The organism is Cytobacillus sp. FSL M8-0252, assembly GCF_038007345.1.
In the GTDB taxonomy this organism is placed as follows: Bacteria; Bacillota; Bacilli; order Bacillales; family Cytobacillaceae; genus Cytobacillus; species Cytobacillus kochii.
Genome location: NZ_JBBOWZ010000001.1, coordinates 3748675 through 3767303 on the forward strand (window position 1 = coordinate 3748675; position 18629 = coordinate 3767303).

General features: G+C 36.7%; 17 protein-coding genes. 8 read left to right on the forward strand and 9 right to left on the reverse strand.

Translation table 11 applies throughout. The features are described from left to right. Window positions 1-80 precede the first annotated feature (80 nt). Window positions 81-323, forward strand: coding sequence for a membrane protein insertion efficiency factor YidD (gene yidD, locus MKX83_RS18840; RefSeq protein ID WP_095372152.1), 243 nt, complete (start codon window positions 81-83; stop codon window positions 321-323). 1 nt (window position 324) lies between these two features. Here yidD and MKX83_RS18845 read toward each other — a convergent pair whose 3' ends face one another. Further along, complete coding sequence (locus MKX83_RS18845; RefSeq protein WP_095372151.1) at window positions 325-888, reverse strand: beta-class carbonic anhydrase; 564 nt, start codon at window positions 886-888, stop codon at window positions 325-327. Between the two features lie 211 nt (window positions 889-1099). On the opposite strand from MKX83_RS18845, the gene MKX83_RS18850 reads away from it, so the two are divergent. The 5 genes from MKX83_RS18850 to MKX83_RS18870 all read left to right on the forward strand — a co-directional run bounded on the left by MKX83_RS18850 (window position 1100) and on the right by MKX83_RS18870 (window position 4732). After that, on the forward strand, window positions 1100-2077 hold the full coding sequence (locus MKX83_RS18850; protein ID WP_341057093.1) for a metal ABC transporter solute-binding protein, Zn/Mn family: 978 nt from the start codon (window positions 1100-1102) through the stop codon (window positions 2075-2077). A gap of 234 nt (window positions 2078-2311) precedes the next feature. Then, on the forward strand, window positions 2312-2461 hold the full coding sequence (locus MKX83_RS18855; protein WP_095372149.1) for a DUF1540 domain-containing protein: 150 nt from the start codon (window positions 2312-2314) through the stop codon (window positions 2459-2461). A gap of 318 nt (window positions 2462-2779) precedes the next feature. Beyond that, window positions 2780-3772: a ribosome small subunit-dependent GTPase A gene (rsgA, locus tag MKX83_RS18860; protein ID WP_341057102.1), complete on the forward strand. Its 993-nt coding sequence runs from the start codon at window positions 2780-2782 to the stop codon at window positions 3770-3772. Continuing rightward, a complete protein-coding gene (locus tag MKX83_RS18865) occupies window positions 3765-4214 on the forward strand; it encodes a GNAT family N-acetyltransferase (RefSeq protein ID WP_095372147.1) in 450 nt (149 codons plus the stop codon). Before rsgA ends, MKX83_RS18865 begins: the two co-directional genes overlap by 8 nt. A 41-nt stretch (window positions 4215-4255) precedes the next feature. After that, window positions 4256-4732 carry a DinB family protein gene (locus MKX83_RS18870; RefSeq protein ID WP_095372146.1) on the forward strand — a complete coding sequence of 159 codons (477 nt, stop codon included), beginning with the start codon at window positions 4256-4258 and terminating at the stop codon, window positions 4730-4732. Window positions 4733-4763: 31 nt separating this feature from the next. On the opposite strand, the gene MKX83_RS18875 is transcribed toward MKX83_RS18870, so the two are convergent. From MKX83_RS18875 to MKX83_RS18895, 5 genes are all read right to left on the reverse strand, one after another. Further along, on the reverse strand, window positions 4764-6251 hold the full coding sequence (locus MKX83_RS18875; RefSeq protein WP_095372145.1) for an o-succinylbenzoate--CoA ligase: 1488 nt from the start codon (window positions 6249-6251) through the stop codon (window positions 4764-4766). 101 nt (window positions 6252-6352) lie between these two features. Continuing rightward, window positions 6353-7174, reverse strand: coding sequence for a 1,4-dihydroxy-2-naphthoyl-CoA synthase (menB, locus tag MKX83_RS18880; RefSeq protein ID WP_095372144.1), 822 nt, complete (start codon window positions 7172-7174; stop codon window positions 6353-6355). 109 nt (window positions 7175-7283) lie between these two features. Continuing rightward, a complete protein-coding gene (gene menH / locus MKX83_RS18885) occupies window positions 7284-8099 on the reverse strand; it encodes a 2-succinyl-6-hydroxy-2,4-cyclohexadiene-1-carboxylate synthase (protein WP_095372143.1) in 816 nt (271 codons plus the stop codon). Next, window positions 8099-9850, reverse strand: a complete 1752-nt coding sequence (gene menD, locus MKX83_RS18890) for a 2-succinyl-5-enolpyruvyl-6-hydroxy-3-cyclohexene-1-carboxylic-acid synthase (protein ID WP_095372142.1) — start codon at window positions 9848-9850, stop codon at window positions 8099-8101. Before menD ends, menH begins: the two co-directional genes overlap by 1 nt. Then, a complete protein-coding gene (locus MKX83_RS18895) occupies window positions 9847-11253 on the reverse strand; it encodes an isochorismate synthase (protein WP_095372141.1) in 1407 nt (468 codons plus the stop codon). Before MKX83_RS18895 ends, menD begins: the two co-directional genes overlap by 4 nt. A 259-nt stretch (window positions 11254-11512) precedes the next feature. On the opposite strand from MKX83_RS18895, the gene MKX83_RS18900 reads away from it, so the two are divergent. Further along, window positions 11513-12442, forward strand: coding sequence for a 1,4-dihydroxy-2-naphthoate polyprenyltransferase (locus MKX83_RS18900; RefSeq protein ID WP_095372140.1), 930 nt, complete (start codon window positions 11513-11515; stop codon window positions 12440-12442). Between the two features lie 323 nt (window positions 12443-12765). Beyond that, the gene (locus tag MKX83_RS18905; RefSeq protein ID WP_180316942.1) at window positions 12766-13632 is read left to right on the forward strand and encodes a dimethylarginine dimethylaminohydrolase family protein; all 867 of its coding nucleotides are present in this window, start codon (window positions 12766-12768) and stop codon (window positions 13630-13632) included. Window positions 13633-13765: 133 nt separating this feature from the next. Here MKX83_RS18905 and MKX83_RS18910 read toward each other — a convergent pair whose 3' ends face one another. The 3 genes from MKX83_RS18910 to MKX83_RS18920 are packed head-to-tail and all read right to left on the reverse strand — an operon-like array spanning window position 13766 to window position 18619. After that, the gene (locus MKX83_RS18910; RefSeq protein WP_322910389.1) at window positions 13766-16153 is read right to left on the reverse strand and encodes a glycogen/starch/alpha-glucan phosphorylase; all 2388 of its coding nucleotides are present in this window, start codon (window positions 16151-16153) and stop codon (window positions 13766-13768) included. Continuing rightward, window positions 16143-17594 (reverse strand): glycogen synthase GlgA, encoded by a 1452-nt coding sequence (gene glgA / locus MKX83_RS18915; RefSeq protein ID WP_307316614.1) that lies wholly within the window; start codon window positions 17592-17594, stop codon window positions 16143-16145. The genes MKX83_RS18910 and glgA overlap by 11 nt, the downstream gene beginning before the upstream one ends. Beyond that, a complete protein-coding gene (locus MKX83_RS18920; protein ID WP_095372137.1) occupies window positions 17591-18619 on the reverse strand; it encodes a sugar phosphate nucleotidyltransferase in 1029 nt (342 codons plus the stop codon). The genes glgA and MKX83_RS18920 overlap by 4 nt, the downstream gene beginning before the upstream one ends. Window positions 18620-18629: the final 10 nt, after the last annotated feature.

Genomic DNA, 18629 nt, shown 5'->3' on the forward strand with positions numbered 1-18629 from the left:
TAGTCAATGATTTGGACTTTTCACCCTATTATATGATATCTTGGTGCTAAAAGAGCAACTTTTTTCAAAGGAAGGTCCATATGTTACAAAAAATCATGCTTGGATTTTTTAAATTCTATCAAGTAGCCATTTCACCCATCAAGCCACCTACTTGTCGTTTTTACCCTACTTGTTCCAATTACGGATTAGAGGCAGTTAAACGATTTGGTGCAATAAAGGGCGGATATTTAACTATTAAAAGAATCTTAAAATGTCACCCATTCCATCCTGGTGGGGTTGATTTCGTGCCCGAAGAATGGCCAACTCGCAAACAAAGCAAATAACTTATTTCTTCTCATATCCATCCACGACTAAGTCCAGTTTGCCCGTACTAGGATCGATGACAAGACCATGTACTGGTACTGCTGGAATCAGCGGGTGGTTCTTAATCATATCTACACTATGTGCGACACTGTCCTCTACTTTATTAAAGCCTTCTAACCAGCTCTCAATATCAATACCGGAATAATTCAAAGTAGAAATTGTTTCTTCTGAAATGCCTCTTTCCTTCATATTTTCAATCATTGCATTGGCATTCATGCCACTCATCCCACAATCATGGTGACCGATAACTAACACCTCGTCTGCTTTTAATTGATACAGCGCAACGAGAATACTTCTCATAATACTGCCAAATGGATGACTCACAAGTGCCCCTGCTGTTTTGACGATTTTTATATCACCATTTTTTACATTTAATGCTTTCGGTAATAGTTCCACCAATCTTGTATCCATACATGTTAAAATAACCATTCGTTTGTTTGGATATTTCGTTGTGGCATATTCACGATATTGCTCTGTTTCCACAAACTCCTTATTAAATGCTAATACCTCTTGTAAAAGACTCATTATTTTCATCTCCACTACGTATATTGTTAAATATGTGTTAAATCGCTTGCTCTTCTTTTATGATACAAAATAGTATCCATTTTAACAAATTTTATACTTGATTTTTCGATTTAGTTTTTGTATGATTACATATGTGAATCGGAACGGTTACGTATTAATATGAAAAATAAATCGTAATAAATACGATTTGATACATTAAGGGGAGAAACATATGAAGAAATTATCTATTTTACTTATTCCTTTTATTTTCATCCTTGCTGCATGCTCAAATTCAACAGCGAGTGACAAGGAGACAACACAATCATCAGAAGAAGTTTTAACTGTTTATACTACAGTCTACCCATTACAATATTTCACAGAAAGAATCGGTGGAGACCTTGTTGATGTAAAAACTGTTTACCCTCCCGGTTCTGATGAACATACTTACGAACCTTCACAAAAGGACATGATTAAAATGGCCGATTCTGATTTATTTATCTATTTGGGCCTTGGTTTAGAAGGATTTGTTGATCAAGCGAAAGATATCTTAAGTAATGAGGGCGTTAAAATGGTTGCCGCTGGGGAACATCTTGCAATAGAAAAAACAGAGCAGCACGAACACGATGATCATGATCATGAACATGATCACGACCATGATGGTCATAGTCATGATGGTCACGATCATGGCGATGTTGACCCCCATGTTTGGATTGATCCAGTATACGGACAGCAATTAGCAGAGGAAATCCAAACACAATTAATTACTGCCCTTCCAGAGCATGAAGAAGAATTTACTGCAAACTTTGATAAACTAAATGAAGAACTTAATGAATTAAATGATAACTTTACTTCAATGGTTGAAAATGCAGATAAAAACAAATTCATCGTTTCTCATGCAGCCTATGGTTATTGGGAATCGCGTTATGGATTAGAACAAATAAGTGTGGCCGGGCTTAGCACATCTAGTGAACCCTCCCAAAAACAATTGCAAAATATTATTCAAACAGCAAATGAAAATACCTTAGACACGATTTATTTCGAACAAAATGTTAGCTCTAAATTAACTGAAATCGTTCAATCTGAAATCGGTGCCGAGAGCTTACAGCTTCATAATCTTGCTGTCTTAACTGAAGCAGATATTAATGAAGGAGAAAACTATTTTACATTAATGGAAAGAAATATTGATAACCTGGAAAAAGGTTTAAACTAACTAATAGTAGGACCAGAGCAAATAAATGCTTTGGTTCTTATTTTTTCTTTAAGAGGAAATTGTATTAGGTTTCGGACTAATAAAGCATGTAACTACCTATATCTGAGTTAGCGATAATTAGTTTACTCTCCCTTTTTTTGAAAAAACTTATGATTATATCATCAGCCAATTATGGTAAGAATAGTGATGATGGTGAAACCCATCTGAAGATTTTTCTAAAAGGAAGTGAAAATGATGGCAAAAGATGTATTGTGTGAAGTCAATAATTGTACTTTCTGGGAAAAAGGCAATCTATGTGGTGCTGATCAAATTTATGTAGTCAGCCATCGAGACCAGGCATCTACGAGCAAGGAAACTGACTGTAAAACATTTGAACCTCAATAAGAAATAGCCTATAGACGCTTTTATATGTAATTTTCGTACATATAAAGGCGCCTTCCTTTTTCTAAAAAAAATAATTATTGCTATTTTTCAAATAGCATTATATACTAAAGCTACTAAATATTGAAAGTAGGTGAGCATGATGAATCTAATTGACTTTTTCATACCGAAGCAATTAAAGTTTTCATATTTATCATGCTCATTGGAAATAGGTTAATACCCTATTATTCATTTCTTTCATTTATGTGCGGATAAACCTTATGATCCTTTAATTGCGGGTCATAAGGTTTTTTATTTATCACAAAAATGGAGGAAAAGAATTTGAAAAAAAAGCATGAAAAACAACTCATCGGGCGAATTGCTATCGCCTATAACCATATGTACAAAATATTGACAAAAGAGCAAACCTTTTTACCCGCTAGCCTCCCTGGCAACTATCACTTTCAAGTTCAACATGAGGCAGACTATCCAGCGGTTGGTGATTGGGTTGTGTTTCACCAATTACCAAATGAAGATAAAGCAATGATCAAAGAAGTTTTACCACGAAAGAGCAAGTTTTCAAGAAAAACTGCCGGAGTTGCTGTGAAGGAACAAATTATCGCTACTAACATTGATTATTTATTCATTGTTACAAGCATGAACGAAGATTTTAATATAGCAAGAATCGAGCGCTATTTAGTTGCAGCACAACATTCTGGAGCTTTACCTATTATTGTCTTAACAAAAGCTGATCTTTGTGAAGATAAAGGATGGATTTTGGATCAATTATTACTACTTGGCGTCGACTTCACAATGGTTAGTATGTTTCAACCTGAATCTGTAGAGGTCATTAAAGATTACTTAATTGGAGGCAAAACTGGTACATTTGTGGGATCATCTGGTGTGGGGAAATCTACACTTATTAACTTACTAACGAATGAGGAACGGATGAAGGTGGGCAATATTCGTGAAGATGATCAGAAAGGTCGTCACACCACAACCCATAGGGAATTAATTCAATTAGGTGACGGATATATCGTCGATACACCAGGTATGCGTGAATTTCAACTTTGGGAAGATGATATAAATATAGGGGAGAGCTTTACAGATATTCAAGCACTAAGTGAGCAATGTAAATTTAGAAACTGCTCTCATCATAAAGAAGTGGGATGTGCCGTACAACAAGCAATTGATGAAGGAAAAATAACTGAGAAGAGGCTTAGCAGCTACTTTAAACTAGAACGAGAGTTAATCATGCTCGAGAAACGCCGTGCGAAACAAGAAAAGAAACGTATGAAAACAACGAATAAGAAAAAGAGTGCACGTTATGAGTGAAATTCATTTAACTGCAATCACAAAAGAGAATTGGTACGAAGTTGCATCATTACATGTTACAACAGAGCAGAGTAAATTTGTGGAAAGTAATGCTACCTCTATCATTCAACAACAGTTTGAACCAACTTTACAAACCTATGCGATTACAGTAAATCAGCAAATCATTGGCTTTGTTATGTATAATCGTCAGCTAGAAGAACTGAATGGGTATTGGATTTATCGTATTATGATTTGTGATAGTCATCAACAAAAGGGATATGCCAAGCAAGCATTAAAACTTATCGTGACAGAAATGAAACAGTTAGCTAGAAAACCACTTATTATTGCAGGTATTCATCGTGAAAATCATGCTAGTATTGCTCTGTTTAAAGCGGTGGGCTTCATTAATAGTGGACATCATTTTGGCAAAGAAACGGCTTATATTTTGTCCATAAACGAATAATAGCTTTTGCATAAAGTGAAAATTCATTAGGAGGAAGATGAATGGCTGAGGCGAGAGAAGTATTATTAGATCAGTTAGCCGCAAATGCAGACGATCCTAGTTGGTATACCCCCTTCTTGCAAACGGTTGATGAAATTAGTGAAGAAGAAGCGTTTATGAAGCCAAACGATAAAAGTCATAGCATAGCCGAAATTACACAACATCTCATTTACTGGAATGAAGTTTGGCATATTCGCTTTAAAGAAAATAATGTTGGGGCAGTTCAACGAATCGAAAATAACGATTGGAGCTTTTTCGTTCCTAAGGGAAAAAACTTTTCAGATTTAAAAGCTTCACTCTTAGTTAAGTTACAACACTGGCAAAAACTCCTAACAACCAATGAATTATTGGATCAATATGTCGAAGGATTTCCTGTTACAGCCCATTGGTGGGCAATCATTGCCAATGTCACTTCACACAACGCTTACCATATAGGACAGATAGCTTATTTGAAGAAATTAATAAAGTCATCTCATTAGAAAATCCGAACATTCGTTCGGATTTTCTCCTTTAAAATGCTTGTACCATTTTTCTTAGTTCTCTTCGCAAGATTTTTTTAGCAGCGTTTCTTGGAATTTGATCGACAATAAAGAATCTCTTCGGAATTTTGTACTTCGCTAATTTTTCTTGGCAATATTCCTCGAGCTCTTTATGAGAAACTTCTGCGTCTTTCTTAATTACAACAAATGCTACCGGCACTTCTCCCCATGTGGAATCTTTCATACCTATCACACCTGTATCATCAACAGCTGGATGTGCTGCAACAATTCCTTCTACTTCAGCAGGATACACATTTTCTCCACCTGAAATAATCAAATCAGAGCGACGGTCAAGCACATAAAGAAAGCCATCTTCATCTAGAAGGCCTATATCCCCTGTTGCTAACCAACCTTGTTGAATTTTTTCAGCAGTTGCCTCATCTTTTCCTAAATAACCACTTGTTACATTCGGCCCTTTAACAAAAATTTCACCAGATTCATTCGCCTCTGCCACTTCACCAGTCTCTCGACATATCTTTACTTGAGAAGGAAATAAGGCTTTACCAGCCGAACCTAACTTTTTAATACTATCCTCAGGTGATAATGTTACGATTTGTGAGGATGTCTCTGTCATCCCATATGTTTGATAAACCGGAATACCACAAGAAACGGAATCTTCTAATAGTGCACGCGATGCCGGTCCCCCTCCAAGTAACATACAGCGAAATGAATCGTGCAACGGCTGCTGTTGCAAACGTTCTACCATTTTTTTCAACATCGTACTGACTGCAGACATAATGGTCACTTTTTGCTCACGAATCAGTGTTATCGTTTTATCCGCATCAAAACTATCAAGTAGTACAATCTTATGACCATATATGAGTCCTCTCATAAGAATGGAGAAACCGCTTATATGAAATAACGGGACAGCACATAACCATACATCATCATCCCTTAATCCAAGGTTCAAACTTGAGCCAACAGCACTCCATAAGTGATTACCGTAAGTTTGCATCACACCTTTTGGATGACCTGTCGTGCCTGACGTGTACATAATTGTGCAAATATGATCTAATTGGACTTCACTTACTATCATAGGCTCCTCGAAATCATCATCCATGATTTCCTCTTTCACAAGTAAACGAAGGGATGATACTTCCATTTCAACATCAGCTCTAACTTTTTTAAAAGCATCTTCAGTTATAAAAAAAACAGACCCTGAATCCTGTAGTTGCCAAATGATTTCTTTACTCGTTAATCTACTATTCAATATTACCGCTTTAACGCCAAGAAGTTGCAAAGCGAATAAAACGAAAACCGATTGAAGATTATTCTTAAGCAGTACACCCACGAATTGTGATTGCTTTACTCCTTTAGCTGATAAGATACCAGCCCACCGATATGCCTCATGATAAACGGTTTCAAAAGTATAACTTTTTCCTTCGTAATAAAATGCTTCTCTTTTCGGTGTAGATAGAAACCTTTTATAAATAAAATTTTGCATCTCTTGATTAGACAAAACAGACACCTTCTTTAATATAGTCACAACGAATCCTAAAAAGAAACAATGGCAAAACAGCTTGATGGTTATCCCATCAAGCTGCTCATTTTATCATTTCATTAAGGGAAACGTGGGAATTGTCCAAAGTCCGGATCACGTTTTTCTTTAAATGCGTCTCTTCCTTCTTTTGCTTCATCAGAAGTATAGTAAAGAAGTGTTGCATCTCCAGCAAACTGTTGAAGGCCTGCTAGACCATCAGTATCTGCATTAAATGCAGCTTTTAAGAAACGAATCGCAGTTGGACTTTTTGATAGAATTTCTTCACACCATTGAATCGTTTCCTCTTCTACTTTTTCAAGTGGCACTACTGTATTAACTAGTCCCATATCTAAAGCTTCTTGTGCGTTATATTGACGGCATAAGAACCAAATCTCACGCGCTTTCTTGTGGCCTACAAGACGTGCCAAGTAACCAGAACCGTAACCAGCATCAAAGCTTCCAACTTTAGGACCTGTTTGACCAAATACAGCATTATCTGCAGCAATTGTTAAATCACAAACAACGTGAAGAACATGTCCACCACCAATAGCATAACCTTTTACCATTGCAATAACAGGTTTAGGAATGACACGAATTAATCGTTGTAAGTCCAGTACGTTCAAACGAGGAATCTGGTCATCTCCAACATATCCGCCATGTCCTCGGACTTTTTGGTCCCCACCAGAACAGAAAGCTTTATCCCCTGCTCCTGTAAGAACGATTACACCTACATTAGAATCATCTCGTGCGTATGCAAATGCATCCATTAATTCCATTACAGTTTTCGGAGTGAATGCATTATGTACGTGCGGACGGTTAATTGTAATTTTAGCAATACCGTTATATGTTTCATATAGAATTTCTTCATATTTACGGCCTGCTACCCATTCTACTGCTGACATTTCGAAGTCCTCCTTCTATATTACTAACTCATTTTGTAATTTTAATAGTGCTTCCTATCATATTTTAGCAATAATTGACGAAAAACACACCTTTTTTCATCATTTTCTTCTAATAGGTTGATGTTTCCAATAAAAATTTCTCTATTTCATCTACATACTGTAAAGGTTTTTCAAGGTGAACGGTATGGCCTGATTTTTCAATCGTTTGATGTGTAGCACGTTGAATACGCATAGACATTTCTTCACCAATCGTACAAAACTTTTGATCGATTGAACCGGTCAAAATAAGGACTGGCATCTGAAGCTCAGCTATCGCTGTCCACCAATTAGGTTGCGCACCAGTACCCATCCCAATAAGACTGTTTATTAACCCTTGGGGGCTATTTCTCAGACGTTGCGTACGTACCAGCTCTCTCTTATGTGCTGTTAATTTCTTTTGACTTGCGAACAAAGGAATGTTTTCCCAATAATTCACAAATCCCTCTATTTCTTTATCTTTAATCAATTGACAGATTTTCTTATCATTTTTAATACGTATTTCTCTATCTTCAATAGATTCAATTCCTGGTGTTGTACTCTCAAGGATCAGGCGATGGACCTTTTCTGGAAAAAGCAGAGCAAAGGTAATGGCTAATCGCCCACCCATTGAATAACCAATTACATCAACTTTACTTATTTTCATAAGGTTTATTAAATGTGCTAGCATAGCCGCTTGCTCTTCAATTTGATAATGAGAAATATCATCCGGTGATTCTGACTGTCCGTGACCAATAATATCCGGTGCAATGATTGTTCGATCAGATATTATTTCTGAATAAAATTGCCAACCGCTGCTATTACCTGTAAATCCATGAAGTGCCATGATTGGTTCTCCATGACCGAAAGTTTCGACATGATATTTCACGTTTTTGTAGAAAAAGTCCATTACTCTTCGTCCTTTATTCTCTTATCTATTTCCCGGGAAACAGATTCCCACAAATTCCGATGCTCTTTTACATTATTTTCTCTATTGGTCATAACCTCAATTACCTTTAAATGAGATGTCTCCGTCGCAATTGCTTCCGAGAACTGCTGCCAGTCTTCCACCTTTATATAATCTCCACCAAACATTGTTACACTGTGTGAGAAATCTATGTTCAATGGCGTACCAAATAATAATTCAAAATGCTTCGGGTGTTCTGATTGTGGTAAGAAAGAGAAAATCCCTCCGCCATTATTATTAATAACAATAATCGTAATAGGAATATGGTATAGTTTACTAACAATCAACCCATTCAAGTCGTGGAAAAAGGTTAAATCTCCAACAATTAGATAAAGTGGTTGTGTATACATTGCCACGCCTAGCGCTGTGGAAATTGTACCGTCAATACCATTTGCTCCTCTATTACCTAAAATCCTCATAGATTTGTTATTAATAAAATAAAAGCTATCTAAATCCCGAATGGGCATGCTATTCCCAACGAAAATCGTAGACTCTTCAGGCAGTAACTGACCTAATTGGGCAAATATCTTTCCCTCATTGAGTTGTTCAATCTCCAATACTTTTACCATTTCTTTTTTTGCCACTTCATTAACGTCCTGCCATAAAGTAAGATAGCCATTCTCTTTAATAGCAAAAGTATTGGCACGAAGAATCAGTTCTTCACAAAATTGTTTCTCATCACAATATATCATATCTGTTGATAACAATGAGGGATCTCTAAAGCCTCCTCCACCATCGACAATTAATTGACGCGTTTCTGGATACTGCTTCATAAACAGTAGCAACGGTTTCGATACTGGCATCGCGCCAAAACGAATGATTAACTCAGGTTGCAACTCAACTTTCGCTGTCTCACTTTTCAAAATGGCATCATATGCATCAATGATTTGGCTTTGTTCATGGCATCCACTGCGTAATTGTGAAAGTGGATCAGCAATAATCGGAAATTGTAGTGCCTTTCCAAGTTCAACAATCTTATGTGAAAGGTCCGCATCATCCATAGGTCCGCAGATAATCATTCCTTTATTATGTGTTGAAACAGTTTGTGCAATAGTATCAAATTGGGCATCATCCACTGTTAAAATAGATGGTGACACTGTCATATACTTTTGTTCTCTAGAAGAGCTAAGGAAAATCTCCGGATCGTTTAGGTCAGGGATAAGCGGTTCCCTAAACGGAAAGTTCATATGAACAGGACCTTCTGGATTCCTCTTCGCAGTAGCAACTGCTCTTACAGCAGCCGTACGGACATAATTAATCATCGAAGGTCCATTTTCAGGTGGTGCCATTTCTGCAAACCATTTGACATGTTTTCCGTACATTTGAATTTGATCGATAGCTTGTGGCGCGCCTATATCTCTTAGTTCATGAGGGCGGTCTGCAGTAAAGACAAGTAGAGGTACTCGAGAGTAAAACGCTTCGATTATCGCAGGATAGTAATTTGCTGCTGCTGTACCCGAAGTACATAAAATGGCGACTGGACGTTTTGTCCCTTTGGCTATTCCAAGAGCAAAGAAAGCTGCCGAACGTTCATCAACATGGATATGGACTTGAAGATCTGGGTGCTCAGCCATTACCATAGCCATGGGCGTAGAACGAGATCCAGGACTGACGACCACATCTTCTACGCCATTTTTTACTAGTTCAGAAATGAAAGCCGCAATGTATTTAGTTAAAGCCTGTTGATGGCTCATTTCAGTTCCCCTCCAAGCGCTGATAACATTGGTCTAAACTTAATTTTTGTTTCCTGAAATTCACTTTCAACTTCAGAATCTTTCACAACACCACATCCAGCAAAGATCGAAGCCTCATTACCTTGTATTAATCCTGATCGCAATGCCACTGCAAAATCGCCATTGCCTTGGTAATCAAGCCAGCCAATTGGACTACCATATAACCCTCTGTCCAAAATCTCTAAACCCCTAATGACTTCTATAGCTTTTTCTGTCGGAACTCCACCTAGAGCTGGTGTTGGGTGCAGTTTTTCTATAATTGCCAAGAGCGACCCTTCCTTACTAGCTGCTGCAATAACTGGTGTATAAAGATGTTGAATATCTCTTAATTTTAAAAGTTGCGGACCCTCAGGTAATTCGACTTCTGTACCTACCATTTCCATCGCTTGACGAATCATATCTACAACGTATTGATGCTCTTGGAGATTTTTTTCATCTTGTAATAATTCTTTCCCGAGAACATCATCCTCTTCCTTTGTCTCTCCTCTTTTCATTGAGCCCGCTAAACAAGTCGTATAAAGCGTATGACCTTGTTTTTTCACTAACCGTTCTGGTGTCGCTCCAATAAAACAATCGGACCCCGACTCAAAGGCAAAGATAAAGCTGTTTTTTTGCTTGTCTAAAAGATTTTGTAGGACGCTTTCAATTTGTACAGGATGAGCAAAAGTAAGTCTCGTTTCTCTCGCCAAAACAACTTTTTGTATAACGTTTTTTTTCATCTCATCTACTACTTGTGCGACAGCTTTCTTCCATTCTCTAGACGCCACCTCATGTTGGGCAATCACCTTGTTATTTATCCCCGTAGGTAATACTTTAGCATTTTGTAATAATTGCCTACGTTCCTCTAACATATACTCAATACGTTCTTCTCTATCGTGTGGATGAACAAGCATATTCGTTGTTAAAAAAGCACGACCACCAGTAATAGTACACATATATTGCGGTAGATGAAAATCTGTATGCTTATATTGACTCCATAATTTGGTCTTTTCTTTCAGAGGATCGAAAGTGAATCCACCAAATAATGTTGGACCAATCGCGTCGATTGAGTATGAATTATGGATTATTGCATCATCAAGCAATGACTGCCACTTTTTTTGCACATAAAAAAAGCGGTCAGTAGTCTGATCCGATTGAAATAAATAGTTAATACCAACACCAGTTATTACAACCTCATTATCAGAACCTGTCCAAAAAAACCGATCACCTAGTTCTGTCTTTTTTCCTGCTCCAAAAAAAGCTAAAGGGTCTATGCAATCTATCTCACAAACCTCACTAAATAAAATATCATGGTTCGTTCGTTGTGCTTTCGATAACGCTTTAATAAACCCTTCTTTAAATTCTGTGTGCTGTAAAGTAAACAAAAAAATCCCTCCAATAACAGCTACAGTCAGCTGCTATTCTTCATTCATTAAAGATACACCTCTTGCTTAAATGCTGTCAATCATTCCAATCAATACACTTCCTTATTATATATTATTTTGAGTAAAATAAGCACTGTTCGTTCTTTAGTAGGAAATATCCTCCTTCGCTTCTTTCAAAATTCAATTGACACTTAATAGGACATTACCTAAACTTAAGAAAGTGATTTGTTTTATTTGAATTAATTGGAGGTACTAAAAAGTGCAAACACAACCTAATATAAACACGCCACATTCTACGAAGAAGAAATGGCAAATCTGGTGGCAATTAACACGTCCACATACATTAACAGCTGCCTTTGTTCCTGTACTACTAGGTAGCGCATTGGCTATTTATGAAACGTCGTTAGATGCCGGACTTTTTATCGCCATGATGGTTGCTAGTCTTTTCCTTCAAATTGCAACGAATATGTTCAATGAATATTATGACTTCAAACGCGGCAATGACACAGCTGAGTCTGTAGGGATTGGTGGAGCAATTGTTAGAGAAGGGATTAAACCACATGTAGTGCTTAACTCCGCTTTAGGGTTATACGGCGCTTCCATCTTGATAGGGATTTATATTTGCATGAATAGCAGTTGGTGGTTAGCAGCTGTTGGACTTCTAGGTATGGCTATTGGCTATTTATACACAGGTGGGCCATTACCAATTGCCTATACACCTTTTGGTGAAATTATTTCTGGTTTTGTTATGGGTATGTTACTTATTTTGATCTCATTTTTTATTCAAACTGGCACAGTAACTACGACAAGTGTTCTTGTCGCCATTCCTAGTCTTTTATTAGTTGGAGGTATTATGCTCTCTAATAATATTCGAGACTTAGATGGGGACAAGGAATTTGGTCGAAAAACATTAGCTATTTTAATCGGACGTCCAAAAGCCGTAAAATTATTAGCAACCATGTTTATCGTTTCTTATATATGGGTATTTATTTTAATTGTAATGCAAGTTGTTTCACCATGGCTTGCACTCGTGGTACTAAGTGCACCAAAACCAATCAATGCCATTAAAGGCTTTAAAGGCAAGACGATTGCATATGAGATGGTCCCAGCAATGAAAAATACTGCCCAAACAAACACTGTATTTGGATTACTACTTTCTATAGGATTATTAATCGGATATATTCTATAAAATCAGTAGCACTTTGCTAAGCGCCTTTTACTTATAAGGCGCTTTTTCCTACTTTTTTAGCATTCAATCTCTGCTTAGCGTACCATAAGATGATAAAATAAATGAATAATTATCGCAATTTTTCACTTATTTTAACCAACAACGGCACATCTAGAAAGCGACTAAAGTATTTGAACTAGGTCATATTATAAGAAAAGCTGCAGTGAAACTACCTAATAATCAAGATGTAAACTTAATACATCCTGAATTCACCCATGTAAGATGCTAAATAGGAATAGATACAAAGGACGAAATCTCACTAAAGATTGTAAGGAGGATGAAAGATGCTGGATAGTCAGTATAAAGCACAATGTAGTACCGAGTATGGTCGTTTAAAAACTGTCGTATTATGCGAACCAACCTACATGAATATTGAGAATCAAATCAATGAAACACAAAGAAGGTATTCTGATAAAGGCTTTAATGTGGAGCAAGCCATCATTCAGCATCAACAATTCGTTGCAAAATTAAAAGATTTAGGGATTGAGGTCGTACTTTTACCTCCAGGTAAAAACTATCCTGAACAAGTGTTTACGCGTGACATTGGTTTCACCCTTGGGGACACTGTATTTATCGCTGCGATGGCAACAAAAATAAGACATGGTGAAGAAGATATTTTACAAGAGTGGTTAAAATCCCATAATGTATCTTATAACAATATAAAACATGGTCATGTTGAAGGTGGAGATGTCATTATCGATCAAGATACCGTTTATATTGGACAAAGTGACCGTTCCGATACGATTGGTATTCAATATTTACAATCTAAATTACCACATATGAAAGTATTACCAGTACCATTTACTAAATCCTTTTTACATTTAGACTGTATCTTTAACGTGCTATCTCCTACAGAAGCACTCCTATATCCAGGACAAATGGATAAAAAAGTAGAAGAATATTTATATTCAAGATATGACATTATTGAGGTCTCTAAGGAAGAACAGTTCACACTAGGAACAAATGTCCTTTCTGTAGGTAATAGACAAGTATTCTCACAACCAATCAATACACAAGTAAATCGAGCTCTAAGTCAAAGAGGCTTCGAAGTAATCGAAGTAGATATTTCTGAAATCATAAAATCCGGTGGTGCCTTCCGCTGTTGCACAATGCCCCTATTACGTTTAACAGACCCAGCTTATTTTGATTGAGGAACAAATGCGGTTGATTGAATAAATATAGAGACTCCCTCCGTTTTCTCTAGCATTTATAATATAGTGCTTATACGTTCCAACATAAATAAAAAGCAGAAGTGTGTATGAACTGCACCCCTGCTTTTTTTATCTATTTAATCCCCCATATCCCTTGAGCATATTCATTAATTGTTCGGTCGCTGGAAAAGAAACCCGATTTAGCGATATTGTTAAGGCTCATTTTCCGCCATTTCTCCTGTTTTTCATAAGCGTACCCCGCTTTTTCCTGAATATGAACATAGCTAGAGAAATCACGTAAAACAAAATATTGGTCATTTTCCATAATTAGAGAATCATAAATGGGTTCAAATTCATCAAATACATCAGGAAAGAAACCATTTCTTAACTGGTCCATTACTTGCCGAATTCGATGATCATGATGATAATATTCAGTCGCTTGATAGCCACCATGAGCATAATAATGATTGACCTCATCAGAGCGTAAACCGAAGATAAAAATATTCTCATCACCTACGCGCTCATGAATTTCAACATTAGCACCATCCATCGTTCCAACAGTAATCGCACCATTCATCATGAATTTCATATTTCCAGTTCCAGACGCCTCTTTACTTGCCGTCGAAATTTGCTCACTAATGTCTGCTGCAGGAAAAACATCCTCTGCCAGTGATACCCGATAGTTCTCAAGGAAAATCACCTTAAGGTATTCATTTGTTTTAGGATCATGATTTACCTTTTTAGCAACAGTATTAATAAGCTTTATTACCTTCTTAGCAAAATAATATCCTGGAGAAGCTTTCGCACCAAAAATGAATGTACGGGGGTGCATTTTAAAACTCTCATCTTCTTTGATTCGATTATATAAATACATGACATGAAAAATATTTAATAGTTGTCTCTTATATGCATGTAGTCTCTTTACTTGAATATCGAATATGGAATGGGTATCAATTTTTATTCCTGTTTGGGTAAAAATACGATGGGCAAGATTTTCTTTATTTGCGTGTTTAATATCAGCAAGTCTCGTTAACAAGTCTGTATCATTTTCATATTTTAATAATAATGCCATTTGCTCTGGATCACGAATCCATTCCGCTCCCAACTTTTCTGTTATTAAATCAGCAAGCGACTGATTAGATTTAAGTAACCAGCTACGATGCGTAATGCCATTTGTTTTATTATTAAACTTCTTAGGAAAAAACTGATAAAATGAATGCATTTCTCGATATTTTAATATCTCGGTATGGAGTGCAGCCACTCCGTTTACACTATGGCTACCTACAATAGCCAAATGAGCCATTTTTACTTGGTCATGAGCAATAATCGCCATGTTTTCGATATGCTGCCATTTGCCAGGATACTTTTCCCAAAGCTTGGCACAGAACCGTTCATTGATCTCATTGACAATCATATACATTCTTGGTAATAACGGTTGGAAAATGCGAACTGGCCATTTTTCCAGTGCTTCAGATAAGGTCGTATGATTAGTGTAAGAGATTGTTTGTGTAGTTACTTCCCAGGCATCATCCCAACCAAGCTTTTCTTCATCAATTAATATCCTCATTAATTCTGGAATCGCTAATACTGGATGCGTATCATTAATATGAATACTAATATATTGATGGAATTCCTTCATATCCTTATGCTGTCGTTTAAATGAGCGTATGATCGACTGAAGACTTGCACGAACTAAAAAATATTGTTGTTTTAACCTCAGTATCTTGCCTTCATCTTGCGTATCATCAGGATATAAAAACTCAGATATTGCTTCAGTCTCTTTTTTATATTTTAAGACATCTTGATTGGTAGGATAACGGACTGGCTCTGCACTCCATAACCTAAGTGTATTAATCGTTTCAGTATGATACCCGACGACTGGCATATCATATGGTACTGCAGTTACTCTTTCAGCATGGATGTGTTGAAACACTTGTCTGCCATTTTCTTCACGTATATCTACTTCTCCCCAAAACGGAATTTCAACTGATAAATCTGCCTTTCTCACTTCCCAGACATGACCATTCCTTAACCATTGATCGGGTAGTTCTACTTGATATCCATCAACCACTTTTTGTTCGAATAACCCGTGCTTGTATCTAATCCCACAACCATGGCCAGGCAAATTAAGAGAAGCTAATGAGTCAAGGAAACAGGCTGCTAATCGACCTAAACCTCCATTACCTAATCCTGCATCTGATTCTACTTCCTCTAAAGAGCTTAATTCGATACCTAAATCTTGCAACCCAGCAGACACCACTTGCTCTATCCCTAAATTTAATAAGTTGTTTCGAAGTAGTCGACCTAATAAAAACTCTATCGACAAATAATAAACCTGCTTTACTTGGTCTATCCTGTAACGCTCATTGGTATTAATCCATTCCGTACTTACATACTCACGTATTAATAAGCCCAATGTATAGTAATGATCTTTTTCTGTGCTATCAGCAAAGCTTTTTCCGCATGTCATCTCTAGCTTCTTTAAAAATGCCTCTTTAAATTCTTCTGTATTAGAAAACATGGCTCTCACTCCTAGAGATCACATCTGAATATAATTGATTATATTTAAAAGCGGATTGTGCCCAACTATAATCTTTTTCCATAGCAGTTATAACTAATTGACTCCACAGTGGTTGGTTCCGATAATATGCTAGTGCTCGACGATAAGTATAGAGCATATCATGTGCGTTAAAGTTTTTAAAAGTGAACCCCCAGCCCTCACCTGTCTTCTCATTATAAGACTGTACGGTATCATTCAACCCTCCTGTTTCTCTTACTATAGGAATGGCACCATATTTCATCGCAATGAGTTGACCTAATCCACAAGGCTCGAACTTAGACGGCATCAAAAATAGATCAGCACCCGCATATACTTGATGCGCAACTTCTTCATTGAACCCAATATAACATTTACATTTTTCCCCGTAATTAGCTTCCATTCTTCTGAAGAAATTTTCAAACGCTACATCGCCTGTGCCAATAAGAATAAATTGCACATTTTCTTGCATCATTTCATGGAATACTCTCTCTATTAAGTCCATACCTTTTTGTGTTGTTAACCTTGTGATCATAGCCACAATGGGGGTATTCCGATCTATCTTTAAATCGAATATTTTTTGTAAATATGCCTTGTTTTCCTTCTTTAATAGCCATTGCTCTGGATGAAATGCTTGATAAATCGTCGCATCTTTCTCTGGGTGATAGACGTCTTCATCAATTCCATTCAATATCCCAATTAAACGGTCCTTTCTTTCCTGTAACAAACCATTTAATCCCTCACCAAAATAATCTGTTAGAATCTCATCTCTATACGTAGGACTTACAGTTGTTATTTGATCAGCTGCTACTATGGCACCTTTCATAAAATTAATACAATCATAATACTTTAATTGATCTTCACGATAATACTCAAACCCCAACCCAAACAAATCATGAATGGCCTCTTTAGGGAAGACACCTTGAAAGTGTAGATTATGAATCGTAAAGACTGTTTTAATCAATTCATACCCACTTCTTTTTTGATAATGAACTCTTAATAAAAAAGGAATCATGCCTGTATGCCAATCATGGCAATGAATAATATCAGGATAATAGTCGAGCTGTGCCAGTGCTTCTAATACAGCTCTATTAAAATAAGCAAATCGCTCACCATCATCATCGTAACCATATAATTGTTCTCTCTTAAAATAGTATTCATTATCTACAAAATAAAAAGTAATATCATTTAACTCGAGCACTTCAATTCCACAATATTGATTGCGCCAGCCAACAGCGACTACGAATTCGGCTATCTTTTTTGTCTTATTCTTATATAAGGCAGGGATGTTCCCATACTTCGGTAATATTATTCTTACTTCCGTCCCTTGTTTCGTTAATTCCTTCGGTAACGAACCTGCGACATCTGCTAATCCACCTGATTTAATAAAAGGGACACATTCTGAGACGGCAAATAATACTTTCACGAATTCATCAACGCTCCTTGAATTGACCCTTTTTTAACAACAAAAGGGACCGATTGTGTGCCTGTTAAGTAGGTTCCTTCTTCTACTTTCACATCTTTATCTAAAATAACAGAATCTAATACACATCCCTCTTGAATCTCACATTTCTGCATAATCACACAGTTTCTTACTATCGTATTTTTACCGACTTTTACACCCCTAGCAATAATACTATTTTCTACTTTTCCTTCTATTTGGCAACCGTTGGCCACAATAGAATTCTTTACTTCACAACCATTTAGATATCTTGTTGGCGGTTCATCTTTTACTTTTGTATAAATTGGAAAATCTCTTAAAAATAAATTTCTCCAGACATCGGGGGTTAGTAGTTCCATGCTCGCTTGAAAATAAGATTGGACAGAATCGATAGTTACTGCCTCCCCCTTATATTCATAATGACAAATTGTGTAAGGCTGATGGATATCAGCCATAATATCACTTATACATGTATAACCTGTTTGTCTCCGAGTTTGAATCATATCTATTAGAAGATCTTTTTTGACCAAATACATTTCTAAAGGTTGATTTAGCTGTTGAATTGACGTAATATCACAGCCAGATTGAATATGTCGCTGTAAAACTGGTGAGAAATCAATATTACAAACGGTATAGCAATTAGCAATTAATGCATAATCTTGTGAACTACGATAAAAATAATCAATGTTAGCGACAAAATGATTAAATGAACCAATCCCACTATTTGAACTATCAATCATCGGTGATGGGAAGAAGAAAAGACCATCTCTTTTTCTATCTAGATCCCAGTTCTTCCCCGATCCTAGATGATCCATCAAAGATCGGTATTGATATTTCGGAAAAATCGCCACACTCTCTATTCCTGAATTGACCATATTAGAGAGAATAAAATCTATTAGTCTATATCTTCCAGCAAAAGGAACAGCAGCTAAAGAACGATGAAGGGTTAACTCATCCAGTCCCTTATGATAAGTTGTCGCATCAATGACTCCTAATAAACGATTATTCAATCAATATCCC